The 20,561-nt window shown below is 63.0% G+C and carries 15 protein-coding genes; 6 read left to right on the top strand and 9 right to left on the bottom strand.

What is annotated here, in order from left to right:
* Nucleotides 1-49 precede the first annotated feature (49 nt).
* A complete protein-coding gene (locus XaFJ1_RS05490; protein ID WP_045757232.1) occupies nucleotides 50-583 on the top strand; it encodes a Smr/MutS family protein in 534 nt (177 codons plus the stop codon).
* A 10-nt stretch (nucleotides 584-593) separates the two neighbouring features.
* Here XaFJ1_RS05490 and truD read toward each other — a convergent pair whose 3' ends face one another.
* From truD to XaFJ1_RS05450, 8 genes are all read right to left on the bottom strand, one after another.
* Complete coding sequence (gene truD, locus XaFJ1_RS05485) at nucleotides 594-1,661, bottom strand: tRNA pseudouridine(13) synthase TruD (protein ID WP_012915674.1); 1,068 nt, start codon at nucleotides 1,659-1,661, stop codon at nucleotides 594-596.
* Nucleotides 1,658-2,149 (bottom strand): 2-C-methyl-D-erythritol 2,4-cyclodiphosphate synthase, encoded by a 492-nt coding sequence (ispF, locus tag XaFJ1_RS05480; RefSeq protein WP_425476759.1) that lies wholly within the window; start codon nucleotides 2,147-2,149, stop codon nucleotides 1,658-1,660. The genes truD and ispF overlap by 4 nt, the downstream gene beginning before the upstream one ends.
* Before the next feature lie 87 nt (nucleotides 2,150-2,236).
* On the bottom strand, nucleotides 2,237-2,941 hold the full coding sequence (gene ispD / locus XaFJ1_RS05475; protein ID WP_187388440.1) for a 2-C-methyl-D-erythritol 4-phosphate cytidylyltransferase: 705 nt from the start codon (nucleotides 2,939-2,941) through the stop codon (nucleotides 2,237-2,239).
* A complete protein-coding gene (gene ftsB, locus XaFJ1_RS05470) occupies nucleotides 2,938-3,291 on the bottom strand; it encodes a cell division protein FtsB (RefSeq protein ID WP_012915671.1) in 354 nt (117 codons plus the stop codon). Before ftsB ends, ispD begins: the two co-directional genes overlap by 4 nt.
* A gap of 2 nt (nucleotides 3,292-3,293) precedes the next feature.
* The gene (gene eno / locus XaFJ1_RS05465) at nucleotides 3,294-4,586 is read right to left on the bottom strand and encodes a phosphopyruvate hydratase (protein ID WP_012915670.1); all 1,293 of its coding nucleotides are present in this window, start codon (nucleotides 4,584-4,586) and stop codon (nucleotides 3,294-3,296) included.
* A gap of 158 nt (nucleotides 4,587-4,744) precedes the next feature.
* Entirely contained in the window at nucleotides 4,745-5,581 is an 837-nt protein-coding gene (gene kdsA / locus XaFJ1_RS05460) for a 3-deoxy-8-phosphooctulonate synthase (protein ID WP_012915669.1), read from the bottom strand.
* A 211-nt stretch (nucleotides 5,582-5,792) separates the two neighbouring features.
* Nucleotides 5,793-7,457 carry a CTP synthase gene (gene pyrG, locus XaFJ1_RS05455; RefSeq protein WP_012915668.1) on the bottom strand — a complete coding sequence of 555 codons (1,665 nt, stop codon included), beginning with the start codon at nucleotides 7,455-7,457 and terminating at the stop codon, nucleotides 5,793-5,795.
* Between the two features lie 136 nt (nucleotides 7,458-7,593).
* Nucleotides 7,594-7,848, bottom strand: coding sequence for a hypothetical protein (locus tag XaFJ1_RS05450; RefSeq protein WP_012915667.1), 255 nt, complete (start codon nucleotides 7,846-7,848; stop codon nucleotides 7,594-7,596).
* Nucleotides 7,849-8,016: 168 nt separating this feature from the next.
* Between XaFJ1_RS05450 and parE the strand changes: the two genes are divergently transcribed.
* From parE to XaFJ1_RS05425, 5 genes are all read left to right on the top strand, one after another.
* The gene (gene parE / locus XaFJ1_RS05445) at nucleotides 8,017-9,906 is read left to right on the top strand and encodes a DNA topoisomerase IV subunit B (RefSeq protein ID WP_012915666.1); all 1,890 of its coding nucleotides are present in this window, start codon (nucleotides 8,017-8,019) and stop codon (nucleotides 9,904-9,906) included.
* 1,235 nt (nucleotides 9,907-11,141) lie between these two features.
* On the top strand, nucleotides 11,142-15,155 hold the full coding sequence (locus XaFJ1_RS05440; RefSeq protein ID WP_012915664.1) for a non-ribosomal peptide synthetase: 4,014 nt from the start codon (nucleotides 11,142-11,144) through the stop codon (nucleotides 15,153-15,155).
* Nucleotides 15,148-16,485 carry a glycosyltransferase gene (locus XaFJ1_RS05435; RefSeq protein ID WP_012915663.1) on the top strand — a complete coding sequence of 446 codons (1,338 nt, stop codon included), beginning with the start codon at nucleotides 15,148-15,150 and terminating at the stop codon, nucleotides 16,483-16,485. Before XaFJ1_RS05440 ends, XaFJ1_RS05435 begins: the two co-directional genes overlap by 8 nt.
* Before the next feature lie 263 nt (nucleotides 16,486-16,748).
* On the top strand, nucleotides 16,749-18,212 hold the full coding sequence (locus XaFJ1_RS05430; RefSeq protein ID WP_045756787.1) for a S10 family peptidase: 1,464 nt from the start codon (nucleotides 16,749-16,751) through the stop codon (nucleotides 18,210-18,212).
* Between the two features lie 531 nt (nucleotides 18,213-18,743).
* Nucleotides 18,744-19,733: a GGDEF domain-containing protein gene (locus tag XaFJ1_RS05425; protein WP_012915661.1), complete on the top strand. Its 990-nt coding sequence runs from the start codon at nucleotides 18,744-18,746 to the stop codon at nucleotides 19,731-19,733.
* An 82-nt stretch (nucleotides 19,734-19,815) separates the two neighbouring features.
* On the opposite strand, the gene XaFJ1_RS05420 is transcribed toward XaFJ1_RS05425, so the two are convergent.
* The gene (locus tag XaFJ1_RS05420) at nucleotides 19,816-20,511 is read right to left on the bottom strand and encodes a YiaD family glycine zipper/OmpA-like lipoprotein (protein ID WP_012915660.1); all 696 of its coding nucleotides are present in this window, start codon (nucleotides 20,509-20,511) and stop codon (nucleotides 19,816-19,818) included.
* Nucleotides 20,512-20,561 lie beyond the last annotated feature (50 nt).

Here is a 20,561-nt window from a genome sequence, read left to right as displayed (position 1 = left end):
GACGGCGCCATTTCCCCTCAACCTACACGACACACTCTAAGCTGTGCGCATGTCGCACCCCGAAGACCAAGACCCCACCGCCTTGTTCCGCGCGGCGATCGGGCCGGTGACGCCGCTCAACGCGACGCCGCCGGCCAATACCAAGCCACGGCCCAAACCGCGTGCGCGCATGGCCGAACACGACGATGCCCAAGCGCAAAGTGAGTTCCACACGCTGATGCGCGAACGTGCGCCGCTGGAGGCCGGCGACATCGCCAGCTATCGCCGCGCGCATCTGCCGGCGCGGCTGTTCCAACGCCTGCGCAAGGGCCAGTTCTCGGTCCAGGACGAGCTGGACCTGCACGGCGCCACCACCACGCAAGCCGAGGCGCTGCTACGCCAGTTCCTGATCGAGGCGCACGCGCAAGAATTGGGCTGCGTGCGCATCGTGCATGGCAAGGGCCTGCAATCGGGCAGTACGCCTTTGTTGAAGAACCTGGTGGACCGCCTGTTGCGCCAGCGCAACGACGTGTTGGCGTTCCATTCCGCGCCACCGGCCCAGGGCGGCACCGGCGCGCTGCTGGTGCTGCTGGCGCGGCGCTGACACCGCGCGGTCACGGCAATGCAGCGGGCGAGTCGTCGCGCGTCTGGCCGGCGTCGACGACCTCGCCCAGTTCGTGCAGCAGCGCCGTGGCGTAACTGCACGGTGGCAGTGCGAAGCGCAACTCCAGCACATCATCGTGCCCGTCCTCCAGCCAACGCCAATGCAGATCGGCCACACGTAAACGAGTCGCACGCCGTTCCTGTTTCAATCCCTCGCGTTCCAGCCCTTCGCGTAGGCGCAGCGCAAGCGTATCGTCCAATGCCGCCAGTTCCAGTGCTTGCGCCGCATCGGCGCTGCGCAGTGCGCCGCTTCCCCACAGTGGCGCCGAGGGATGGATATCGAAGCACTGCAACCGCGCGGCCAGCGCCTCGGTCCATGGCTCCGGACCGAACACGCTGCGACTGCCATCGAGCATCCACACCTCGCCGTCGAGCGGGCCATCCCAGTTGCCAGCGCTCACGCGCGCCGACAGCACCCGATTGAACAATTCCGAACGCGCCGCGGACAGCAGCAGCGCACGCTGCTCGCGACGCACCCGACGCCCGCCGAACATTGCCAGCGCGGCCGCGACGTTGCCACCGTCGCGGCCGAAGCGCTGCTCGCCGAACCAGTTGGGAATGCCGCGCGCGGCAATCTGCGCCAGCCGCGCATCGATCGCGGCGCGCGCGCCACGCACTTCGCGTAACACCAAAATAAAGGCATTGCCGGCCAGCGCGCCACGCGGCAACTTGCGATTGTGCCAGTGCGTTTCCAGCACTTGCAGGTCGGCATCGTGCAACGTCTCCAGGGCTGGAGCCACGCGTTTGGGCAAATGCACCGAGAAACGCTGGGTGGTGACCGCATGACGATCCTTCATGCCCGCATAGCCGATCGCCATCTCTGCCACGCCGGCCCACTGCGCCAGGCGGCGCACGACAAACGCGGTGTTCATGCCGCGCTTGCGCACGCGCAGCAGCAAGTGCTCGCCCTCGCCGCTCGGCGCGAATGCGGGCATTTCGTCAACCTGAAAGTCTTCCGCCGCACAACGCATGCGCGCCTGCAGCGACGCCACGCCGAACGCGCGCGGCAATGCGCTCACCGCGCCACCAGCAGCACCACCGCCTGGGCCGCGATGCCTTCACCGCGACCGGTGAAGCCGAGCTTTTCGCTGGTGGTGGCCTTGACGCTGACGCAATCCACCTCGACCTGGAGCAAGCCGGCCAGACGCGTGCGCATCGCCAGCGCATGCGGGCCGACCTTCGGCAACTCGCAGACCACGGTGATGTCGGCATTGCCCAGGCGCCAGCCGCGCTCGCGCAACAGGCTGTCGCAATGGACTAGGAACTGCGCGCTGTCGGCACCTTTCCAACGCGGATCGGAAGGCGGGAAATGCTGGCCGATATCGCCCAGCGCCAATGCACCGAGCAAGGCATCGCACAACGCATGGATCACCACGTCGCCGTCGCTGTGGGCCAGCACGCCGTGCGCGTGGGGGACACACACGCCGCCCAGCATCACGTGGTCGCCATCGCCGAAGGCATGGACATCGTAACCCTGGCCGATACGGAAGGGAGGCAAGTCAGACATCGACATAGAGATGGAAACGTCGTCCGGAAAAGAGAGAAGTTCGCACGCCGCACCGGAGCGCAGCGCCGGTCGTGCACAACGGGCCGGTCACGGTTGCCCTTCGCGCTGGAACAGCGCGAATTCGAAGCGCGCCAGATCGGCCGGAGTGGTGATCTTGAAGTTGTCCTCCGCCCCCTCGATCAGAAGCGGCCGCAGCCCCAGCAATTCCATCGCCATCGCGTCGTCGGTGACCTCCACCCCAGTCGCTTCGGCCTGCTCCAGCGCACGACTCAACTGCAAACGACGAAACAATTGCGGGGTCAGCGCGCGCCACAGGCGCTCGCGCGGCTCGGTCCCGTCGATGCCACCATCGTCGCCAGCACGCTTGAGCGTGTCGCGCACCGGCGCGGCCAGAATCGCGCCGACGGGATCCCCGCGCCCGGTCTCCAACAGACGGTCCAGATCGGCCAACGCCAGATTGGGACGCGCCGCGTCGTGCACCAGCACGAAATCGTCGGCCTTGACCGTCTCCGGCAAGGCATGCAGCGCGGCCAGCACCGAGCCGGCCCGACTGCCCGCGCCGAGGCAGGTCAGCACCGGCTTGCCGGCCAGTTCGGTCCAGCCGGGCCACTGCGCATCGTCGACGCCGAGCGCGACCATCGCCCCCGCCACCGCCGGATGCACCAACAGCGCCTCCAGCGCGTGCGCGAGCAAAGGACGCCCACCCGCCTGCAGATACTGTTTGGGTGTGACACCCCCGAATCGAGTGCTACGACCAGCCGCCGGCACCACCGCCCAGACCGCCGCCATCAGGGTTGCTCGCCTGGGGCCGGGGACTCCGGCGAAGCGGGCGCGGCAACGTCCGGCGCATTGGGCACCGGCGCGTTCTCAACCACGCGGTAGAACTTCTCGCCAGGTTTGATCATGCCCAGTTCGCTGCGCGCGCGCTCCTCGATGGCCGCCTCGCCGTCCTTGAGATCCTTGACCTCGGCGGCGAGCGCGGCGTTGCGTTGTTGCAATCCTTCGTTATCGCGCTTCTGGTGCTCGACCTGACTCTCGAGCACCAGCACCTCGCCGGAATTTCCCGGACCAAACCAGAAGCGGTACTGCAACCACGCCAGCAGTCCCGCCAGCACCAGCAACAGCCAGCGCCAGTTGCGCACGACTATCGCTTGAGCGAGACGAACGCGCGACGCCCCGCATAGCGCGCCGCGCTCCCCAGCGCTTCCTCGATCCGCAACAACTGGTTGTATTTGGCAACACGGTCACTACGGCACAACGAGCCGGTCTTGATCTGGGTGGCGGTGGTCGCCACCGCGATGTCGGCGATGGTGGTGTCCTCGGTCTCGCCGGAGCGGTGCGACACGATGGCCGCATAACCCGCCTTGTCGGCCATGGCGATGGCTTCCAACGTCTCGGTCAGCGTACCGATCTGATTGACCTTGATCAGAATCGCGTTGGCGGTGCCGGACGCGATCCCCTGCTTGAAGATCTTCGGGTTGGTCACGAACAAGTCATCGCCGACCAGTTGCACCTTGCCGCCGATGCGATCGGTGAGCAGCTTCCAACCAGCCCAGTCGTCCTCGGCCAGGCCGTCTTCGATGCTGACGATGGGATACTGCGCGGCCCAGTCGGCAAGGAAATCGACGAACTGCTCGCTGGTCAGGCGCTTGCCCTCGCCCACCAAGTGGTATTTACCGTTGTCGTAGAACTCGCTGGAAGCCACGTCCAAGCCCAGCAGCACATCGTCGCCGGCGGTGTAGCCGGCCTTGCCGATGGCTTCGAGGATGGTGTCCAGCGCCTCGACGTTGCTGCGAAAATCCGGAGCGAAACCGCCCTCGTCGCCGACCGCGGTGGACAGGCCATGGCCCTTCAGCACCGACTTCAGCGCGTGGAAGATCTCGGTGCCGGCGCGCAGCGCCTCGGAAAAGGACGCCGCGCCGACCGGCAGCACCATGAACTCCTGGAAGTCGACGTTGTTGTCGGCATGCGCGCCGCCATTGATGATGTTCATCATCGGCACCGGTAGCGCCACGTTGTCCGCGTGACCAGCGGACAACGACTGCCACAGCGCCTGTTTGCGCGAGGCGGCGACCGCGTGGGCATTGGCCAGCGACACCCCGAGCAGCGCATTGGCGCCCAGGCGCCCCTTATTCTCGGTGCCGTCCAGATCGATCAGGCGCCGGTCCAGGCCTTGCTGATCGGCCGCGTCGAAGCCCTGCAGTGCGTTGGCGATGGTCGTATTGACGTTCTCCACCGCCTTGCGCACGCCCTTGCCCAAATAGCGGGTCTTGTCGCCATCGCGCAGTTCGACCGCTTCCTTGGTGCCGGTGGATGCGCCCGAGGGCACTGCGGCGCGGCCCAGGGAGCCGTCAGCCAGCGTCACCTCCGCTTCAAGCGTGGGATTCCCGCGCGAGTCGAGGATCTCGCGGGCGTGGATCTTGGCGATAGTGGTCATAAGTGCAGTCGGTTACCAGGAATAAAGGGGGAAGGCGGCAAACCATCGGATTATCGCCGTAGTGCCGCAGCTTGCCAAATACGTCACGCGTTGCTGCAACGTGACCCATGCAGGGGCGAGGCTCGACAGCGCAGGCGCCCAGTGTGCGGCGCACCGGGTCAGCCCAGGTCGTGTTCGGGAAAGCCACTGCGCTTGGCGATGGCATCCAGCGCCAGCAAGGTTTCCAACAAGCCTTCCATCCGCTCCAGCGGCCAGGCATTGGGGCCATCGGATAGCGCCTTCGCCGGATCGGGATGGGTCTCGGCGAACACGCCGGCCACGCCCACCGCGACCGCCGCGCGCGCCAGCACCGGCACGAACTCGCGCTGGCCGCCGGAACTGCTGCCCTGCCCGCCAGGCAACTGCACCGAATGGGTAGCGTCGAACACCACCGGACAGCCGGTCTCGCGCATCACGCTGAGCGAGCGCATGTCGCTGACCAGGTTGTTGTAACCGAAGCTGGCGCCGCGTTCGCAGACCATGATCTGCGCGTTACCGGTGGACTTGGCCTTTTCCACCACCGGCTTCATGTCCCATGGCGACAGGAACTGGCCCTTCTTGATGTTGACCGGCTTGCCGGCGGCGCACACGTTCTTGATGAAATCGGTCTGCCGCACCAGGAACGCCGGGGTCTGCAACACATCCACCACCGCCGCCACTTCGTGCAGCGGGGTGTATTCGTGTACGTCGGTCAACACCGGCACGCCGATCTGGCGCTTCACCGCCTCCAGCACCTTGAGCCCCTGCTCTAGACCAGGACCACGGAAGCTGGTGCCAGAGGTGCGGTTGGCCTTGTCGAAGCTGGACTTGAACACGAAATGGATGCCCAGCTTGCCGGTGATTTCTTTGAGCTTGCCGGCGACGTCGAGCTGCAGTTGCATCGACTCGATCACGCATGGGCCGGCGATCAGAAACAACGGCTGATCCAGACCGACATCGAAGCCACACAGTTTCATCAGATCACCTATCGGTTGAACCCCACTCCCAACGGGAGAGGGATGCGGGCGCGAAGCACCGCGAAATCACTCCCCTCTTCCGCCGGAAGAAGGGATGGCGTGGAAACGCGGGCGCAGCCCGGTGAAGGCGAAGGCGCAAGACGGCACACGTGCGCGCACTCGGCACTGGCGTTTACTGTCCGCGAAAAGGGAGTCATGCGCCGACGAACACTCAGGCACGCGCTTCCTTCAACAGCTTGCCACCCGCCTTGCGCTCGCGCGCAGCACGGACGAATCCGATGAACAGCGGATGGCCGTCGCGCGGCGTGGACAAAAATTCCGGATGCGCCTGGCAGGCCAGGAACCAGGGATGCGTGTCGCGCGGCAGTTCAACCATCTCCACCAGGGTGTCGTCCATGGACTTGGCCGAGATCACCAAGCCGGCGTCCTCAAGCTGGGTACGGTAACGGTTGTTGAACTCGTAACGGTGGCGGTGGCGCTCGGCCACGACATCCTTGCCATACAGTTCACGCGCGAGGGTGCCCGGCTTGAGCCGTTGTTCCTGCAACCCCAGACGCATGGTGCCACCGAGTTCGGACTTCTCGTCGCGCTTCTCGACGTCGCCGCTGGCGGTACGCCATTCGGTAATCAAACCGATCACCGGATACGGCGACTGGCGATCGTTTTCGGTGCTGTTGGCCGCATCCAGGCCGGCAACATGCCGCGCGTAATCGACCACCGCCGCCTGCATGCCATAGCAAATGCCGAAGTACGGCACACCGTGTTGACGCGCGTAACGCGACGTCATCACCTTGCCTTCGAAGCCACGGTCGCCGAAGCCACCAGGCACCAGGATGCCATCGACATCGGCTAACGCGGCCATGTCGCTACCTTCCAGATCCTGCGCCTCCAGCCACTTCAAGGTGACCTTGGTGCGCTGGCGCAAACCGCCGTGCTTGAGCGCCTCGCCGACCGACTTGTACGCATCTTGATGATCGACGTACTTGCCGACCACAGCGATGGTGACCTCATCGAGCGGATGCTGGATGGCATCGACCACCGCCTCCCATTCCGACAAGTTGGCCGGGCCGACCTTGTTGTGCAGCTTGAACTGCTCGATGACGATCTCGTCCAGGCCCTGGCGACGCAATTCCAGCGGCATGCCGTAAAGCACGTCGATGTCGGCGGCGCTGATCACCGCGCGCTCGGAGACATTGGTGAACAGCGCGATCTTGCGCCGCTCCGAATCCGGAATCGCCTGCTCGGAACGGCACAGCAACACGTCCGGCTGGATACCGATCGAACGCAATTCCTTGACCGAGTGCTGGGTCGGCTTGGTCTTCAATTCACCGGCAGCGGCGATATACGGCACCAGGGTCAGATGGATGAACATCGCCTTCTCGGCGCCGCGTTCGGTGCGCACCTGACGGATTGCCTCCAGGAACGGCAACGACTCGATATCGCCGACGGTGCCACCGATCTCCACCAGCGCAACATCGAAGCCGGCGGTGGCCTCGTCCACGCAGCGACGGATCTCATCGGTGATATGCGGGATCACCTGCACGGTGGCGCCGAGGTAATCGCCACGGCGCTCCTTGCGGATCACGTTCTCGTAGATGCGCCCGGTGGTGACCGAGTTCTTGCGCGACAGGCGGGTGCGCACGAAACGTTCGTAATGGCCCAGATCCAGGTCGGTCTCGGCGCCATCGTCGGTGACATAGACCTCGCCGTGCTGAAACGGGCTCATCGTGCCCGGATCCACATTGATGTAGGGGTCCAGCTTCATCATCGTGACCGACAGGCCACGCGCTTCGAGAATGGACGCAAGCGAGGCGGCCGCGATGCCCTTGCCAAGCGAGGACACTACGCCGCCAGTCACGAAAATCAGGGGGGTCATGGCTCTAGGCCTCCCGGAAAGCCATAGTTTAACGGCTGATGCGGATTTGCCCAAGCGCTTTCGGCGACATCGGCCACACAAAAACAGACGCCCCGGCCGCAGCCGAGGCGTCGGGCACGCGCGATGCCATGCGCGATCAGGACTTGCGCGCTTCTTCCTCTTCCTCTTTCTTTGGCGCCGCCGCGCCCTTACCGACGTTGTGTTCGGCGGCCGCAGCGGCGCGCCGCTTGGCCTTGGCGTCGGCCTGGGCCTTTTCCTTGGCGACCTGTGCCTCGTAGGCGGCGGCACCGGAGGCGGCCGGATCGGCGCTCTGCGCCTGGGCCATCGCCACTGGCATGGCGACCGCAGCGGCGAAGAGGGCTGACAGGATCAACAGCTTGCGAATGTACATGGCAGGACTCCTCTTGAAACCTGCGACGGAGATGGGAATGCCGTCGCGCTTTTGCCATGGTCAGCCTAGCGCAACAGCGCCACACCCGCCCTGAATACCGGGCCACGTGCAAAAAAACCCCGCAGCCCGCACACTTCCGACTCTGCTTCGCGCCACCTGTTGAGACGCATGAACACCCGCTACAACGCTGCCGACATCGAAGTTCTCTCTGGTCTGGACCCGGTCAAACGCCGGCCCGGCATGTACACCGACACCTCACGCCCCAATCATCTGGCGCAGGAAGTCATCGACAACGCCGTGGACGAGGCGCTGGCCGGCCATGCCCGGCACATCGAGGTGACGCTGTACAAGGACGGCAGTTGCGAAGTCTCCGACGACGGCCGCGGCATGCCGGTGGACATCCACCCGGAAGAAAAAATCTCCGGTGTCGAACTGATCCTCACCCGGCTGCACGCCGGCGGCAAGTTCAGCGACCGCAACTACACCTTCAGCGGCGGCCTGCATGGCGTCGGTGTCAGCGTGGTCAACGCCCTGTCCAAGCAGGTGCAACTGTTCATCCGGCGCGAGGGCAACGAGTACCGCATGGCCTTCGCCGACGGCCATGCGGCCTCCAAGCTGGAAATCGTCGGCAGCGTCGGCAAGAAGAACACCGGCACGCGCTTGCGCTTCTTGCCCGACCCCAACTATTTCGACACACCCAAGTTCGCCGTGCGCGCGCTGCGCCACCTGCTGCGCGCCAAGGCCGTGCTATGCCCCGGCCTGACCGTCAAGCTGCACGACGAGGCGACAGACGAGCATGACACTTGGCACTTCGAGGATGGTCTGCGCGATTACCTGCGCGGAGAACTGGCCGAACGCGAACTACTGCCGGCCGATCTCTTCGTTGGCAGCCTCAAGAAGGACCGCGAAATCGTCGACTGGGCGGCGGCCTGGGTGGTCGATGGCGACCTGGTGCAGGAGAGCTACGTCAACCTGATCCCCACCGCACAGCACGGCACCCACGTCAACGGCCTGCGCAGCGGCTTGACCGATGCGCTGCGCGAATTCTGCGACTTCCGCAACCTACTACCGCGCGGGGTGAAGCTGGCCCCGGAAGACGTGTGGGATCGCGTCGCCTTCGTGCTGTCGCTGAAGATGACCGACCCGCAGTTCAGCGGGCAAACCAAGGAACGCCTGTCCTCGCGCCAGGCCGCCGGCTTCATCGAGGGCGCCGCGCACGATGCCTTCAGCCTGTGGCTGAACCAGAACGTGGAGACCGGCACGCGCATCGCGCAGATCGCCATCGACCGCGCCAGCGCACGCCTGAAAACCGAAAAGCAGATCACCCGCAAAAAAGTGACCCAGGGCCCGGCGCTGCCGGGCAAGTTGGCCGACTGCATCAGCCAGGACCTCTCGCGCACCGAATTGTTCCTGGTGGAAGGCGACTCCGCAGGCGGCAGCGCCAGACAGGCGCGCGACAAGGACTTCCAAGCGATCCTGCCGTTACGCGGCAAGATCCTCAATACCTGGGAAGTGGCCTCCGGTAGCGTGCTGGCCTCCGAGGAAGTGCACAATCTGGCCATCGCCATCGGCTGCGACCCGGGCAAGGAAGAGATCGATGGTCTGCGCTATGGCAAGGTGGTGATTCTGGCCGACGCCGACTCCGATGGTCTGCACATCGCCACGCTGCTGACGGCACTGTTCCTGCGTCACTTCCCGTCACTGGTCAAGGCCGGCCATGTCTTCGTGGCGATGCCGCCGCTGTTCCGCGTGGATGTCGGCAAACAAGTGTTCTATGCGCTGGACGAGGAAGAAAAGCGCTCGCTGCTGGAAAAGATCGCGCGCGAGAAGATCAAGGGCCAAGTCAGCGTGACCCGCTTCAAGGGCCTGGGCGAGATGAACCCGCAACAGTTGCGCGAATCCACCATCCACCCCGACACCCGCCGACTGGTGCAATTGACCGTGGACGAAGGCGACGACACCCCCGCGTTGATGGACATGCTGCTGGCCAAAAAACGCGCCAGCGACCGCAAGCAATGGCTTGAGACCAAGGGCGACCTGGCGTCGCTGGATGTCTAGGCCGCATGATGCACCCCTGAAGTGAATGCCAAGTCGCCTGGAGCACGCAGCAACGACGTTGCGCATCTTGTATAGACAGGCAGAGTCCGCCTGGGCGGCGCCACGCAACACCACCTGTGCACCAGCGACAACCAACGCATCGCACTTCAGCACGGAACAGCACGCTCCAGGAAGCCCAAGTGCGACAAGCCGCAACGCAGGAACGGATCCTGACGCCGCCGTAGCGCGGACATCGTCGCGTGCCACATTGGGATGGACATCGAGACGGAGGGTAAGGACTGTAGAGACCAACGACAGTATCGCGCGAGGCGAGGCGCTCAAGCGCCCCACCACATCGCCACAGTCAAGGAAACGACAGCGAAACGAAGCGTATTGAAAGCACCGTGAGGTGGAACGTACCGCGCGCCCATCTGCCTATAGGCGGCCATTGGGACAGTCGCTCAATTAGTTCCCATGCGCTTCGCACAGACCCAAGACGGCGGTCTACGCAGTCAACACCATCACACATTACAAATGCTCATACGCAAGCTCGGCCGCATGCTGACGCATGCATGAAAACGACGATACCACGCCCGCATCGCGGACACTGGTCATGCAGAACGCACCCGATCAACGACAAGTCAATCCGACGCGAGGAACAACCCTGCAAAATATTCAGGCGATGTTCAACGAAAACCGCACGCCAACGAACGCAAGATGCGCCGACCAGGGGACAACGTTAGTTTGGAACATCCAAAGTTCACCATTCCTTATCCGCCGGACAGAATCTTGTACACGAATGACAAATGTGCGCGAACTCACACATCCATCAACGCACCTACATCGCACAACATGTAGATTTGGATTTCCGCCCTAGACTTCGGTAGACAACTCTCATTGATGCATGAAAACCAGCCACGCACTCCAAGAAACAGACTTTTTTCCTGAGGCGATGTGTGATGGTTTTATATCTCAGCGCCTCTCGATCAACGCAATGATCTTCATCATGTTACATGCACTTTGATGAGATAACGTTGGCCTTCAACTGTGCGGTTGGCGTGTTGCGCAATCAGCGTCAACGCGCCGATTTGCCTAGTTTGGAACTTACCCAAAATTATTTAAATGGCGGCCCTGCAATTAATTAAAAATACGTAAAACACGCGTCATCCCAATCAATTCGCGCGCCCCCTACCGGGCAGCAATTTCGGCTGTGACCGAGATGCTGTGCAAGCGACTCCAACAAGGATGCATATTTCATGAACTCCCCCTCCCCCAGCAACTCACTGCCTTTGACCACCAACCAGCGTGCATTTTGGGTGTGGCAAAAAATCCACCCCGATTATCCGATGAATTTAATCGAGTCGCTGGAGCTACAAGGACCAATCCAACCCGAACTAATCTTCCAGGCAGCACGACAGCTTGTACGCGAATGTGAAAATGGCCGGACTTCCATTGTCGAAGAAAACGGCTTGCCGCGGCAATATGTTGCGGCCGAATACCAAGGCGATTTTGCGTATGTGGATATGCGCGACGCCGCTTCGCCATGGCAGGCAGCCCAGGATTGGATCATGCAGAAATTCGATCGGCCATTTGATTTAGTGCGCGATCCGCTATGGCAGTGCGTGCTTTTCCGACTGGGCGACGCGCACTACCTATATGCGCAAGGCGGGCACCATCTGATAACCGATGGCTACAACAGCGCGATCAGCGTGCAGCGTCTGGCCACGCTGTACAGCAGCTATGCCGCCGGCATCGAACCGCCTGCCAACCCCATCGGCACGATGCGTGACCTGGTCGAACAGGAAGCCTCCTACCGCGCGTCAGAACGCTATCACCGCGATCGCGAATACTGGATGCAAGCACTGGCCAATCCGCCACCGCCAGTGACGCTGTCGCGCCGTCGCGGCATGTCGCAATGCCGAGGCTTACTACGCAGCAGGGGGCATCTGTCCAGTGATCAGATAACGCGTCTGCACGAACTCGGCACGCGCTATGCTGCCTCGTTGCCGCAGGTACTGATCGCCTTGGTCGCCACCTTCTACCATCGCAATACCGGCGCCGAGGATCTCATCATGAACATGCCGGTAACCGGACGCCCCCGTCGCCAGCACCGCTACATACCGGGAATGATGTCCAATGCGGTGCCAATCCGCCTGGCGATGGCACCACAGGTGCCGTTCCATACCCTGTTGCCGCAGGTGGCGTCGGTGGTCAAATCGGCGTTGTTGCATCAGCAATATTCCGTCGAAGATATCCGTCGCGACCTGGATCTTGCCCGTACTAATCAGCACCTGGCAACGCTGGGAGTGAACATCGAGCCATTCGACTACGTGTTGGACTTCGCTGGCGTCAAGGCGATTCCGCATAACTTATCCAATGGAGGATCCCAGGATCTGTCCATTTTCTTGTACGATCGTGGCGATCGTGGCGATCGTGGCGGCATTTACTTCGATTTCGATGCCAATCCCGCGCTGTACGCGCAAGAAGAACTGGACGAACACCGTCGGCGCCTGCTGCAACTGATCGAATCCGTGCTGGAGAATCCCTGCCAGGCGTTGGGACAGTTGGACATCCTGGGGGAACAGGAGCGTGCGCGCCTACTCTACCACTGGAACCGCACCGACACCGCACTGCCCGAACCGAGCACCCTGCCGCACTGGTTCGCACAGCAGGCCGCTACCACCCCCGATGCAGCGGCCGTGCGCTGCGATGGCCGGATTCTGGATTACCGCACCTTGCATCAGCGCAGCGCACAACTGGCCGCGCAATGGGTCAAGGAGGGAGTATCGGCTGGTCATGTCATCGCGGTGGCCCTGCCGCGCACCGAACAGTTGCTGGTGGTGTTGTTGGCGGTGATGTGGAGCGGCGCCACCTATATGCCGCTGGACCTGTCCGGGCCATCCGAGCGCAATGCGACAATGCTGCGCGAATCCGGCGCGACCGCCATGGTGTGCGATTCCACGCACTGGCCGCACTATGCCCAAACTGGCCTTGTCTGGCTCGACCCGCAGGCGGTGACCGACATGGCGCCGTTGACCGCACCGCGCGCCACGGCCGATGGCGCCGCCTACGTGCTTTACACATCCGGTTCCACCGGAATCCCGAAGGGCGTGGAGATCAGCCATCGCAATTTGGCCAATTTCGTGTTCGCGATGCAGCATGAACTGCAATTGCAGACGAGCGACCGGGTGCTGGCGCTGACCACGGTCAATTTCGATATGGCCGCGCTGGAACTGTATTTGCCACTGATTTGCGGCGCAAGCTTAGTCATGGCCGAAGATAGTATGCGGCACGACCCGATCGGTCTGTCCCGGCTGATTGTCGGCGAACGCATCACCTTGATAGAAGCCACGCCCTCGATGTGGCAGGTCCTGCTCGCCAACGTGGAGTTGCCGTTGCAGAATGTGCATGCACTGATCGGCGGCGAAGCGCTCAGCGTCCACTTGGCGACCCAACTGCTGCAGCGCGCCGCGCGGTTGACTCAGATGTACGGCCCCACCGAAACCACGGTCTGGTCCACCAGGATGACCCTGACCATGGATGATGTGGCATCGGGATCACTGCCGATCGGTAGACCGGTGTACAACACGCGCATCTATGTGCTCGATGCCCAACGGCAGCCGGTACCCACCGGCGTCAGCGGCGAGATCTACATCGGCGGTGCTGGCGTGGCCAAAGGCTACCGCAATCGGAAGGAACTCAGCGACGCGCGCTTCATGCCGGATCCATTCGCCGCCGATGGTGGGCGCATGTACCGCACCGGCGACCTCGGACGCTGGCGCGAGGACGGGGTACTGGAATTCGTCGGCCGCGCCGATGCGCAATTGAAGATCCGCGGATACCGGGTGGAGCCGGGAGAAGTGGAAGCGGCCTTGCTGCACCATCCTGCGATTGCGGCAGCTGCCGTCGTCGGCCACCGCGATGGCAATGGTACGATGCAACTGGTCGCCTATCTGGTGGCGGCCGACGACGCGACGCTGCCGGCACTGGACGCGCTACGCAAGCAGTTGCAAGGGCGTTTGCCGGACCACATGATGCCCTCAACCTGCATAACCTTGCCGACCTTGCCGCTGACTCCGAACGGCAAGCTCGACCGCAAGGCACTGCCGCTACCGGAAAAGACCAGCGCACAGCGCTACGTGGCGCCGCGCAACGAACTGGAACAACGCCTGGTCGCGCTATGGCAGAGCATGCTGAAAGTGGAGCGGGTCGGCATCCACGACAACTTCTTCGAACTGGGCGGCAATTCGTTGACCGCGGCCGAACTGCTGGCGCGCTTTCCCAGCCAGTTCGGGATCGAACTGCCGCTGGGCAGCCTGTTCCAGGCATCCACCGTGGCCGAGCTGGCGACGCTGATCGTCAATGACGACAACGCACAGAGCGATCCGCTTGCCACCATGCTGCGGCTACGCAAGGGCGATGAGAACAACCCACCGCTGTTCTGTATCCATACGGTGTTGGGACTGGGGTGGTCGTATTTTGCCTTGCTCGGCCAACTCGATCCAAATTGTCCGGTCTATGCGTTGCAAGCACCGGCCTTGCGCAGCGGCATCGCGTTGCCGGACAGCATCGAGACAATCGCTGCCGACTACGTGCAGCGTATCCGCCGCGTACAGCCACAGGGACCGTATCGGTTACTGGGCTGGTCGCTGGGCGGGTTGATTGCCCACGCGATGACCACTCAATTGCATGCCGACGGCCAGGAGGTGGAACTGCTGGCCATGCTCGATGCATACCCTTACCGCCAGCACATCAATGCGCTGGGCGACGATGCGGCCAGGATACAAGCCACCATGGAATTCCTCGGGATCCGCCTATCTCCCGACCAGCCGGCTCCAGTGCATGTGACCGATCTATCGATGCTGGTGTGCGAACACTATGGCTTGCTGTCGCTGCCGTTGATGGAGCAATTTCTGAAGAAAGACCCACAGTTGCTGGACCGCATCGCCGTGCTGGCAGATCAGCAAATAGCACTGGCCAGCCACTATCGGCCACAATGCGTGGACGCGGATGTGCTGTTCTTCGATGCGGAAATCAAGCCAGCGCTTGACCTGTCGTCGATGCTGGATCAGCGTCCCGATAGCTGGCGCGATTTCGTTGGCGAATTGGACGTGCATTCGATCCACAGCGACCACCAATCGATGCTGCAGCCTGCGACGGCAGCGCAGATCGCACGGATCGTGGATGCGCGCCTGCATCGACGCACGCATGCAGCAGGCAGGCCAGTGATCACAGCGCAACCCGTCAGCGAGATACAGGCCCATGGCTGAGTCCGGCTCAACCGTCACCATCTTCACCCTGGGTACGCGTGGCGATCTCCAGCCACTACTGGCGCTGGGCCAGGGACTACAACAACGTGGCCACACCGTGCGTATCGCCACCAGTGTCAACTTCGCCGAGCAGATTCGTGCGGCAGGTTTTGTCTTCTTCGAATTGAGCGGCAATTTTCAGTCCACCCTCAACGACAATCCGAACCTGGGCGATCTCGGGCTGGAGATGCTGGCGGTAGCCAGGATGTTTCGCGAGCGCATGACATGTTGGGCCAAGGATTGGGCCACGCAAGGGCAATTGGCGTGCAATGGGGCGGACCTGCTGATCGGTGTTGGCAATGCCAACCTGCTGGCCAAGCTACTTGGCGAAGCCTTTGCGATTCCGGTGGTGTTCGCGCATTTGATGCCGTTGACGCCTTCCCGGTACTTGCCGCCGATGTCGTTGACCAGTCGCACTCTGCCAGGGCCTTTAAATATTGCCGCCTATCAAGCGCTGCGCCTTGGGATGTGGCGGATGATGGTGAAGCCCGCCATCGATCAATGCGTGCGTGCGCTTGGGCTGCCTGCTTATCCTTGGTACGGGCCTTACTTCCAGCGACGGTGGGCGCAGATCCGCGTGGTGTATGGCTTCAGCCCGCACGTGGTATCGCGTCCCGCCGACTGGCCGGATTCGGCACAGATCTGCGGATATTGGATGCTACAGGAACCGCAATGGCAGCCACCTACGGCGTTGCAGGCGTTTCTCGACGCTGGTCCGGCACCGGTCTATATCGGTTTTGGTAGCATGGTCACCGGGGATCCACAGGCATTGACCGCGACGGTGATCGAAGCGGTACGACGCAGTGGCCGGCGCGCCATAATTGCCGGCGGCTGGGGTGCGCTGGACACGGCACACGTGGAAGCGGATGCGCAGATCTTTCCGCTGCAACAGGCACCGCACAGTTGGCTGTTTCCGCGCATGGCCGCGGTTGTGCACCACGGTGGTGCCGGCACCACCGGTGCGGCGGCGGCGGCGGGCGTGCCCTCGGTGGTGGTGCCGTTCTTCCTCGACCAACCATTTTGGGCACACTGCCTGGCGCGGCAGGGCGTGGCACCACCGGCAATTGTACGTAGAAAAATGCAAGCACAGACCCTGACCGACGCCATCAACCAGGCAACGCAACCGGCGATGGTGCGAGCAGCGGCGCAACTGGGCCAACGCATCCGTGCCGAGGATGGGGTAACGACGGCGGTGGATTGGCTGGAGCGCTGGGGCGTTTTGCCCCGACTTCAGCGCGACGATCCGGTGCGCACAGCGCCGCGTCATGCGCTGGAAACGCGACTGCCTTAGTCCCGGTCGTGGATGGCAATGACCTGCGGCGGGGCTCGGCGACCCGATGCCCCGCCGTTGGACGCGAACCGGATCAAACAGCTTCCACGTACCCGCGTGCGCTCGCGCCATGCCTCGGCTCAATGACCATGTTCATCCCGACAGTGTCTTTATGCACATTCACTGGCGGCACCATCGCGCCTAGGATGCCGTTCCCCATTGCCGAGCGCCCGCGCGTGTCGAATCCCTCATCGCCCCTGCTCGCCAGCGCGCTATTGCTGGCCATGTTGCCGTTCTCCACCGCGCTCGCCACCGAGACGGCGCACAACAATGAGAAGTCCGATGCAGCCGAGCATGCCGACGCGGACAAGCCCGCGCCGCTGCCAGCCGATGCGCAAACCGGCCAGACCACCCAGTTGAACGGCAAGACACTGCACTACAAGGTCAAGGTCGGCACGCTCCCGATCAAAGACAGCCAAGGCAAAATCATCGCCGACGTGGTGTACACCGCCTACACCATGGACGGCAAGGACCGACCGGTCACCTTCGCGCTGAACGGCGGCCCCGGAGCGGCTTCTGTCTATCTGAATCTGGGCGCGATCGGCCCCAAGGTGGTCACTTTCGGCAGCGAGGGCGACAGTACCTCGGCACCGGCTCAGCTGCACGACAACCCGGGCACCTGGCTGGATTTCACCGATCTGGTGTTCATCGATCCGGTTGGCACCGGTTTCAGTCGTTCGCGCATCGATGAGGAACAGGCCAAGAAGCAGTTCTATACACCCAAGGCAGACGTCGAATATTTGTCGCGCACCATCTACGACTGGCTGCTGAAAAACCAGCGTCTGCAATCGCGCAAGTACCTGGTCGGCGAAAGCTATGGCGGCTTCCGCGGCCCACGCATCACCCATTATCTGCAGACCCAGCTCGGGGTGGGGATGAATGGCGTGGTGCTGGTCTCACCATATCTGAACCCGATGGACGACAACGGCGACGTCTCGCCGCTGCCGTGGATGCTGACCCTGCCCTCGATCGCAGCCGCGCATCTGGAGCGCGAAGGACGTCTGACGCCCGAGGCAATGCACAAGGTGATCGAATACACCCGCGGCGAATACGTCACTGCGCTGCTGCGCGGACGTTCGGACCCGGCGGGCAGCGCACGCATGATCGAGCAGGTGACCGCAATGACGGGGCTGGATCCGGTTTTCGTGCGCCGCGCAGGCGGTCGCCTGGAGACCCAGGCCTATCTGCGCGAGGTGTTCCGCGACAAAGGCGAACTCGGCAGCCGCTACGACTCCAACGTCACCGCCTTCGACCCGTTCCCTAACGCACCCGAGCAGCGTTCCAACGATCCAATACTGGACAGCATCATTGCTCCCACCACCACCGCGATGGTCGACTTCGTGACCCGTGTAGTCGGCTGGAAAGTGGATGCGCGCTACCATGCGCTGAATTACGACTTGAACGCGCGGTGGGATTGGAACGACGATCCACACAAAGGCTCAGTGACCGAACTGCGACAGATGGTGGCGATCGATCCCAAACTGCGCGTGCTGATCGTGCACGGCTGGAACGACCTCTCCTGCCCCTTCATGGGTTCGGTGCTGATCGTGGACCAGATGCCGGTGATGGGCAATGACCCGAACCGGGTTCAGGTCAAGAATTACCCCGGCGGCCACATGTTCTACAACCGCGCCGATAGCCAGCGCGCGCTAAGGCAGGATGTGATGGCGATGTATAAGGCCAATTGAACCGGAAGATCCGCAAGTGCCGCACGATGGGCCGAAATGAAATCCGCACCGGCAGCCCTACGAGCCGGCCGGTGCGCTAAAGAATTGGTCCAGCCGCGGATGCCTGCATCCTTGAAGCAGCCCTGCGCGTCGCTTTGGGCCGCACAGCTGGTAGGCCAAGCATGCGCGCAGCACTGTTACGACGGCGTCCTGACGACGTTGCGAAATAATGTCGCCCACCACGCCGCAGACTGTAATCGAAGTGGCCACGCGCCCCCGATGCGGCGGCGGCCATAGGCGAAAGAAGTCATCGCTGCCCGCTGCGCGCATCAGCACTGTGACAATGGTCGCCCGCCGATAGGACTGAACAACACAATGGCCTGTCCGTCCGGATACGCAATGCGCGAAACGGCTCCGCAACGTGCAGTCCGGCATGAAACTTGCCTTCCAAATACGGACGCTTTTGCCTAAACCGCGCCGTTCTATGCCTATCGTTTCTCGCATCATCCCTCCATGCCACCCGAGCCCACACGGCCCTGCGAGCCCGGCGCCATGAGTCTGTCCATGCGTCGGCAATTCCGGCTCGGCATCATCAAGATCCTCGGGCCGTCCACCTCGGCACTGCTCCTGCTGTTCGGGGCCTACCAGGCATCGCTGGACCAACCCTGGACGGCGGTCGCCAGCCTGGCATTGGCGAATCTGGCGGCGCTGGCAACTTGGCTGTCGTTGCATCATGGCGACGGACGCATGGGCCCCTTGCTATCGCTGAGTTGGCTACTGGGTTGCGCCCTGGTCTGCCATGCGCTGCACCATGCGGCGGTGCCATGGCTGTACTTGGTGATGATGAGCAACTTCTTCGTGGTTGGGCGCACGGTGGGACTGGCCTGCAACATCACGCTGATCGTGATGCTGCTGCTCATCATCCCTGGCACTCTCCTCGGCCCGGAACATATGTTCTCGCTGTTGACGGTTTCGCTCCTCATCACCGGGCTGGGCTATATCCTGTCGCTGCGCCTGGAAGACGACCGGGTGCAACTGGAACAACTGGCCTCGCACGACGCACTGACCGCTCTACCGAACCGACGCATGCTGGAACGCAGCCTGTCACAATGCGTGGCCGACCCGCGCCGGACGGTGCGGCGACACGGACTGATCGTGCTGGACATCGATCACTTCAAAAAGGTCAACGACCTACACGGGCACGCCGAAGGCGACCGAACCCTGACTGAACTCGCCGCACTGCTGCGACTGCAAGTGCATGCGCCGGACGAGGTGTTCCGCTTCGGCGGCGAAGAATTCGTGATCGTGACCCGGCTGCAATCGACACACGAACTGACCGCGTTCACCAAGCGCCTGTATGAGGCAACGCGCAGCGTCCTGCATAGCCCCAGCGGGGCCATCACCGTGTCCTTGGGCGCGGCGATGCTGTGCGACGAACAACAATGGCAGGACTGGTTCTCGCGCGCGGACACCGCGCTCTATCAGGCCAAGAACAAAGGCCGCGATACCTACGTAGTGGCCGAGGACGTGACACAGGACTGAGCGCGTCGCTCAACACCGCACGAGCGCATCGTCGCCGGACCGACGCAGACATTGACCGCAAATCCGTATCGTCTGGGTTGGATCAGGAACGCAGCGGCACCACACGAATCTCCACACGACGGTTCTGCGCACGCCCGGCCTCGGTGCTGTTGTCGGCGATCGGATACTTCTTGCCGGCACCCAGGGTCTGGATACGCTCGGGCTGCACGCCCTGCGCGGTCAGGTAGGCCGCCACCGAGGACGCACGCTGTTCGGACAGACGTTGATTGACCGCATCGCTGCCGATGTTGTCGGTATGACCGACCACTTCGATCATGGTCTGGTTGTACTCGCTCAACGTCTTCGCCACGCCGTTGAGCGCGGAATAAAACTGCGGCTTGAGCGTGGACTGATTGAAATCGAAAGTGATGCCGTCGGGCAGGTTCAAGGTGATGTTGTCGCCATCGCGGCGCACGTCGATGCCGGTGTTGGCGGTGCGTTCGCGCAACGCGCGCTCCTGGCGGTCCTGATAATTGCCGATCGCCGCGCCGCTCAGCGCACCGATACCGGCGCCAATCATCGCGTGCTGACGACGTTCGGTGGCACTGCTGCCACTGAGCAGACCGGCGACCACTCCCACCGCGGTTCCGATCAACGCACCGCGCCCGGTACGGTTCTCTTGCTCGGTGGGCTGGCCGTTTTGATCGCGTTGCACATACGATCCGCCGGTGGCGCAGGCCGATAGCAACAGCGCACCGATCAGTGCAACGGACAGACTTGAAAGGGCGATCGCTTTCATCGTGATCTCTACCGAAACTGGAGGGAGGGGCGGTCAGCTTAAACAGTCCT

This window comes from Xanthomonas albilineans, assembly GCF_009931595.1.
GTDB classification, from domain to species: Bacteria; Pseudomonadota; Gammaproteobacteria; order Xanthomonadales; family Xanthomonadaceae; genus Xanthomonas_A; species Xanthomonas_A albilineans.
The sequence above is the reverse complement of the archived record's forward strand: the minus strand, read 5'-3'. Positions and strand labels throughout refer to the sequence as shown.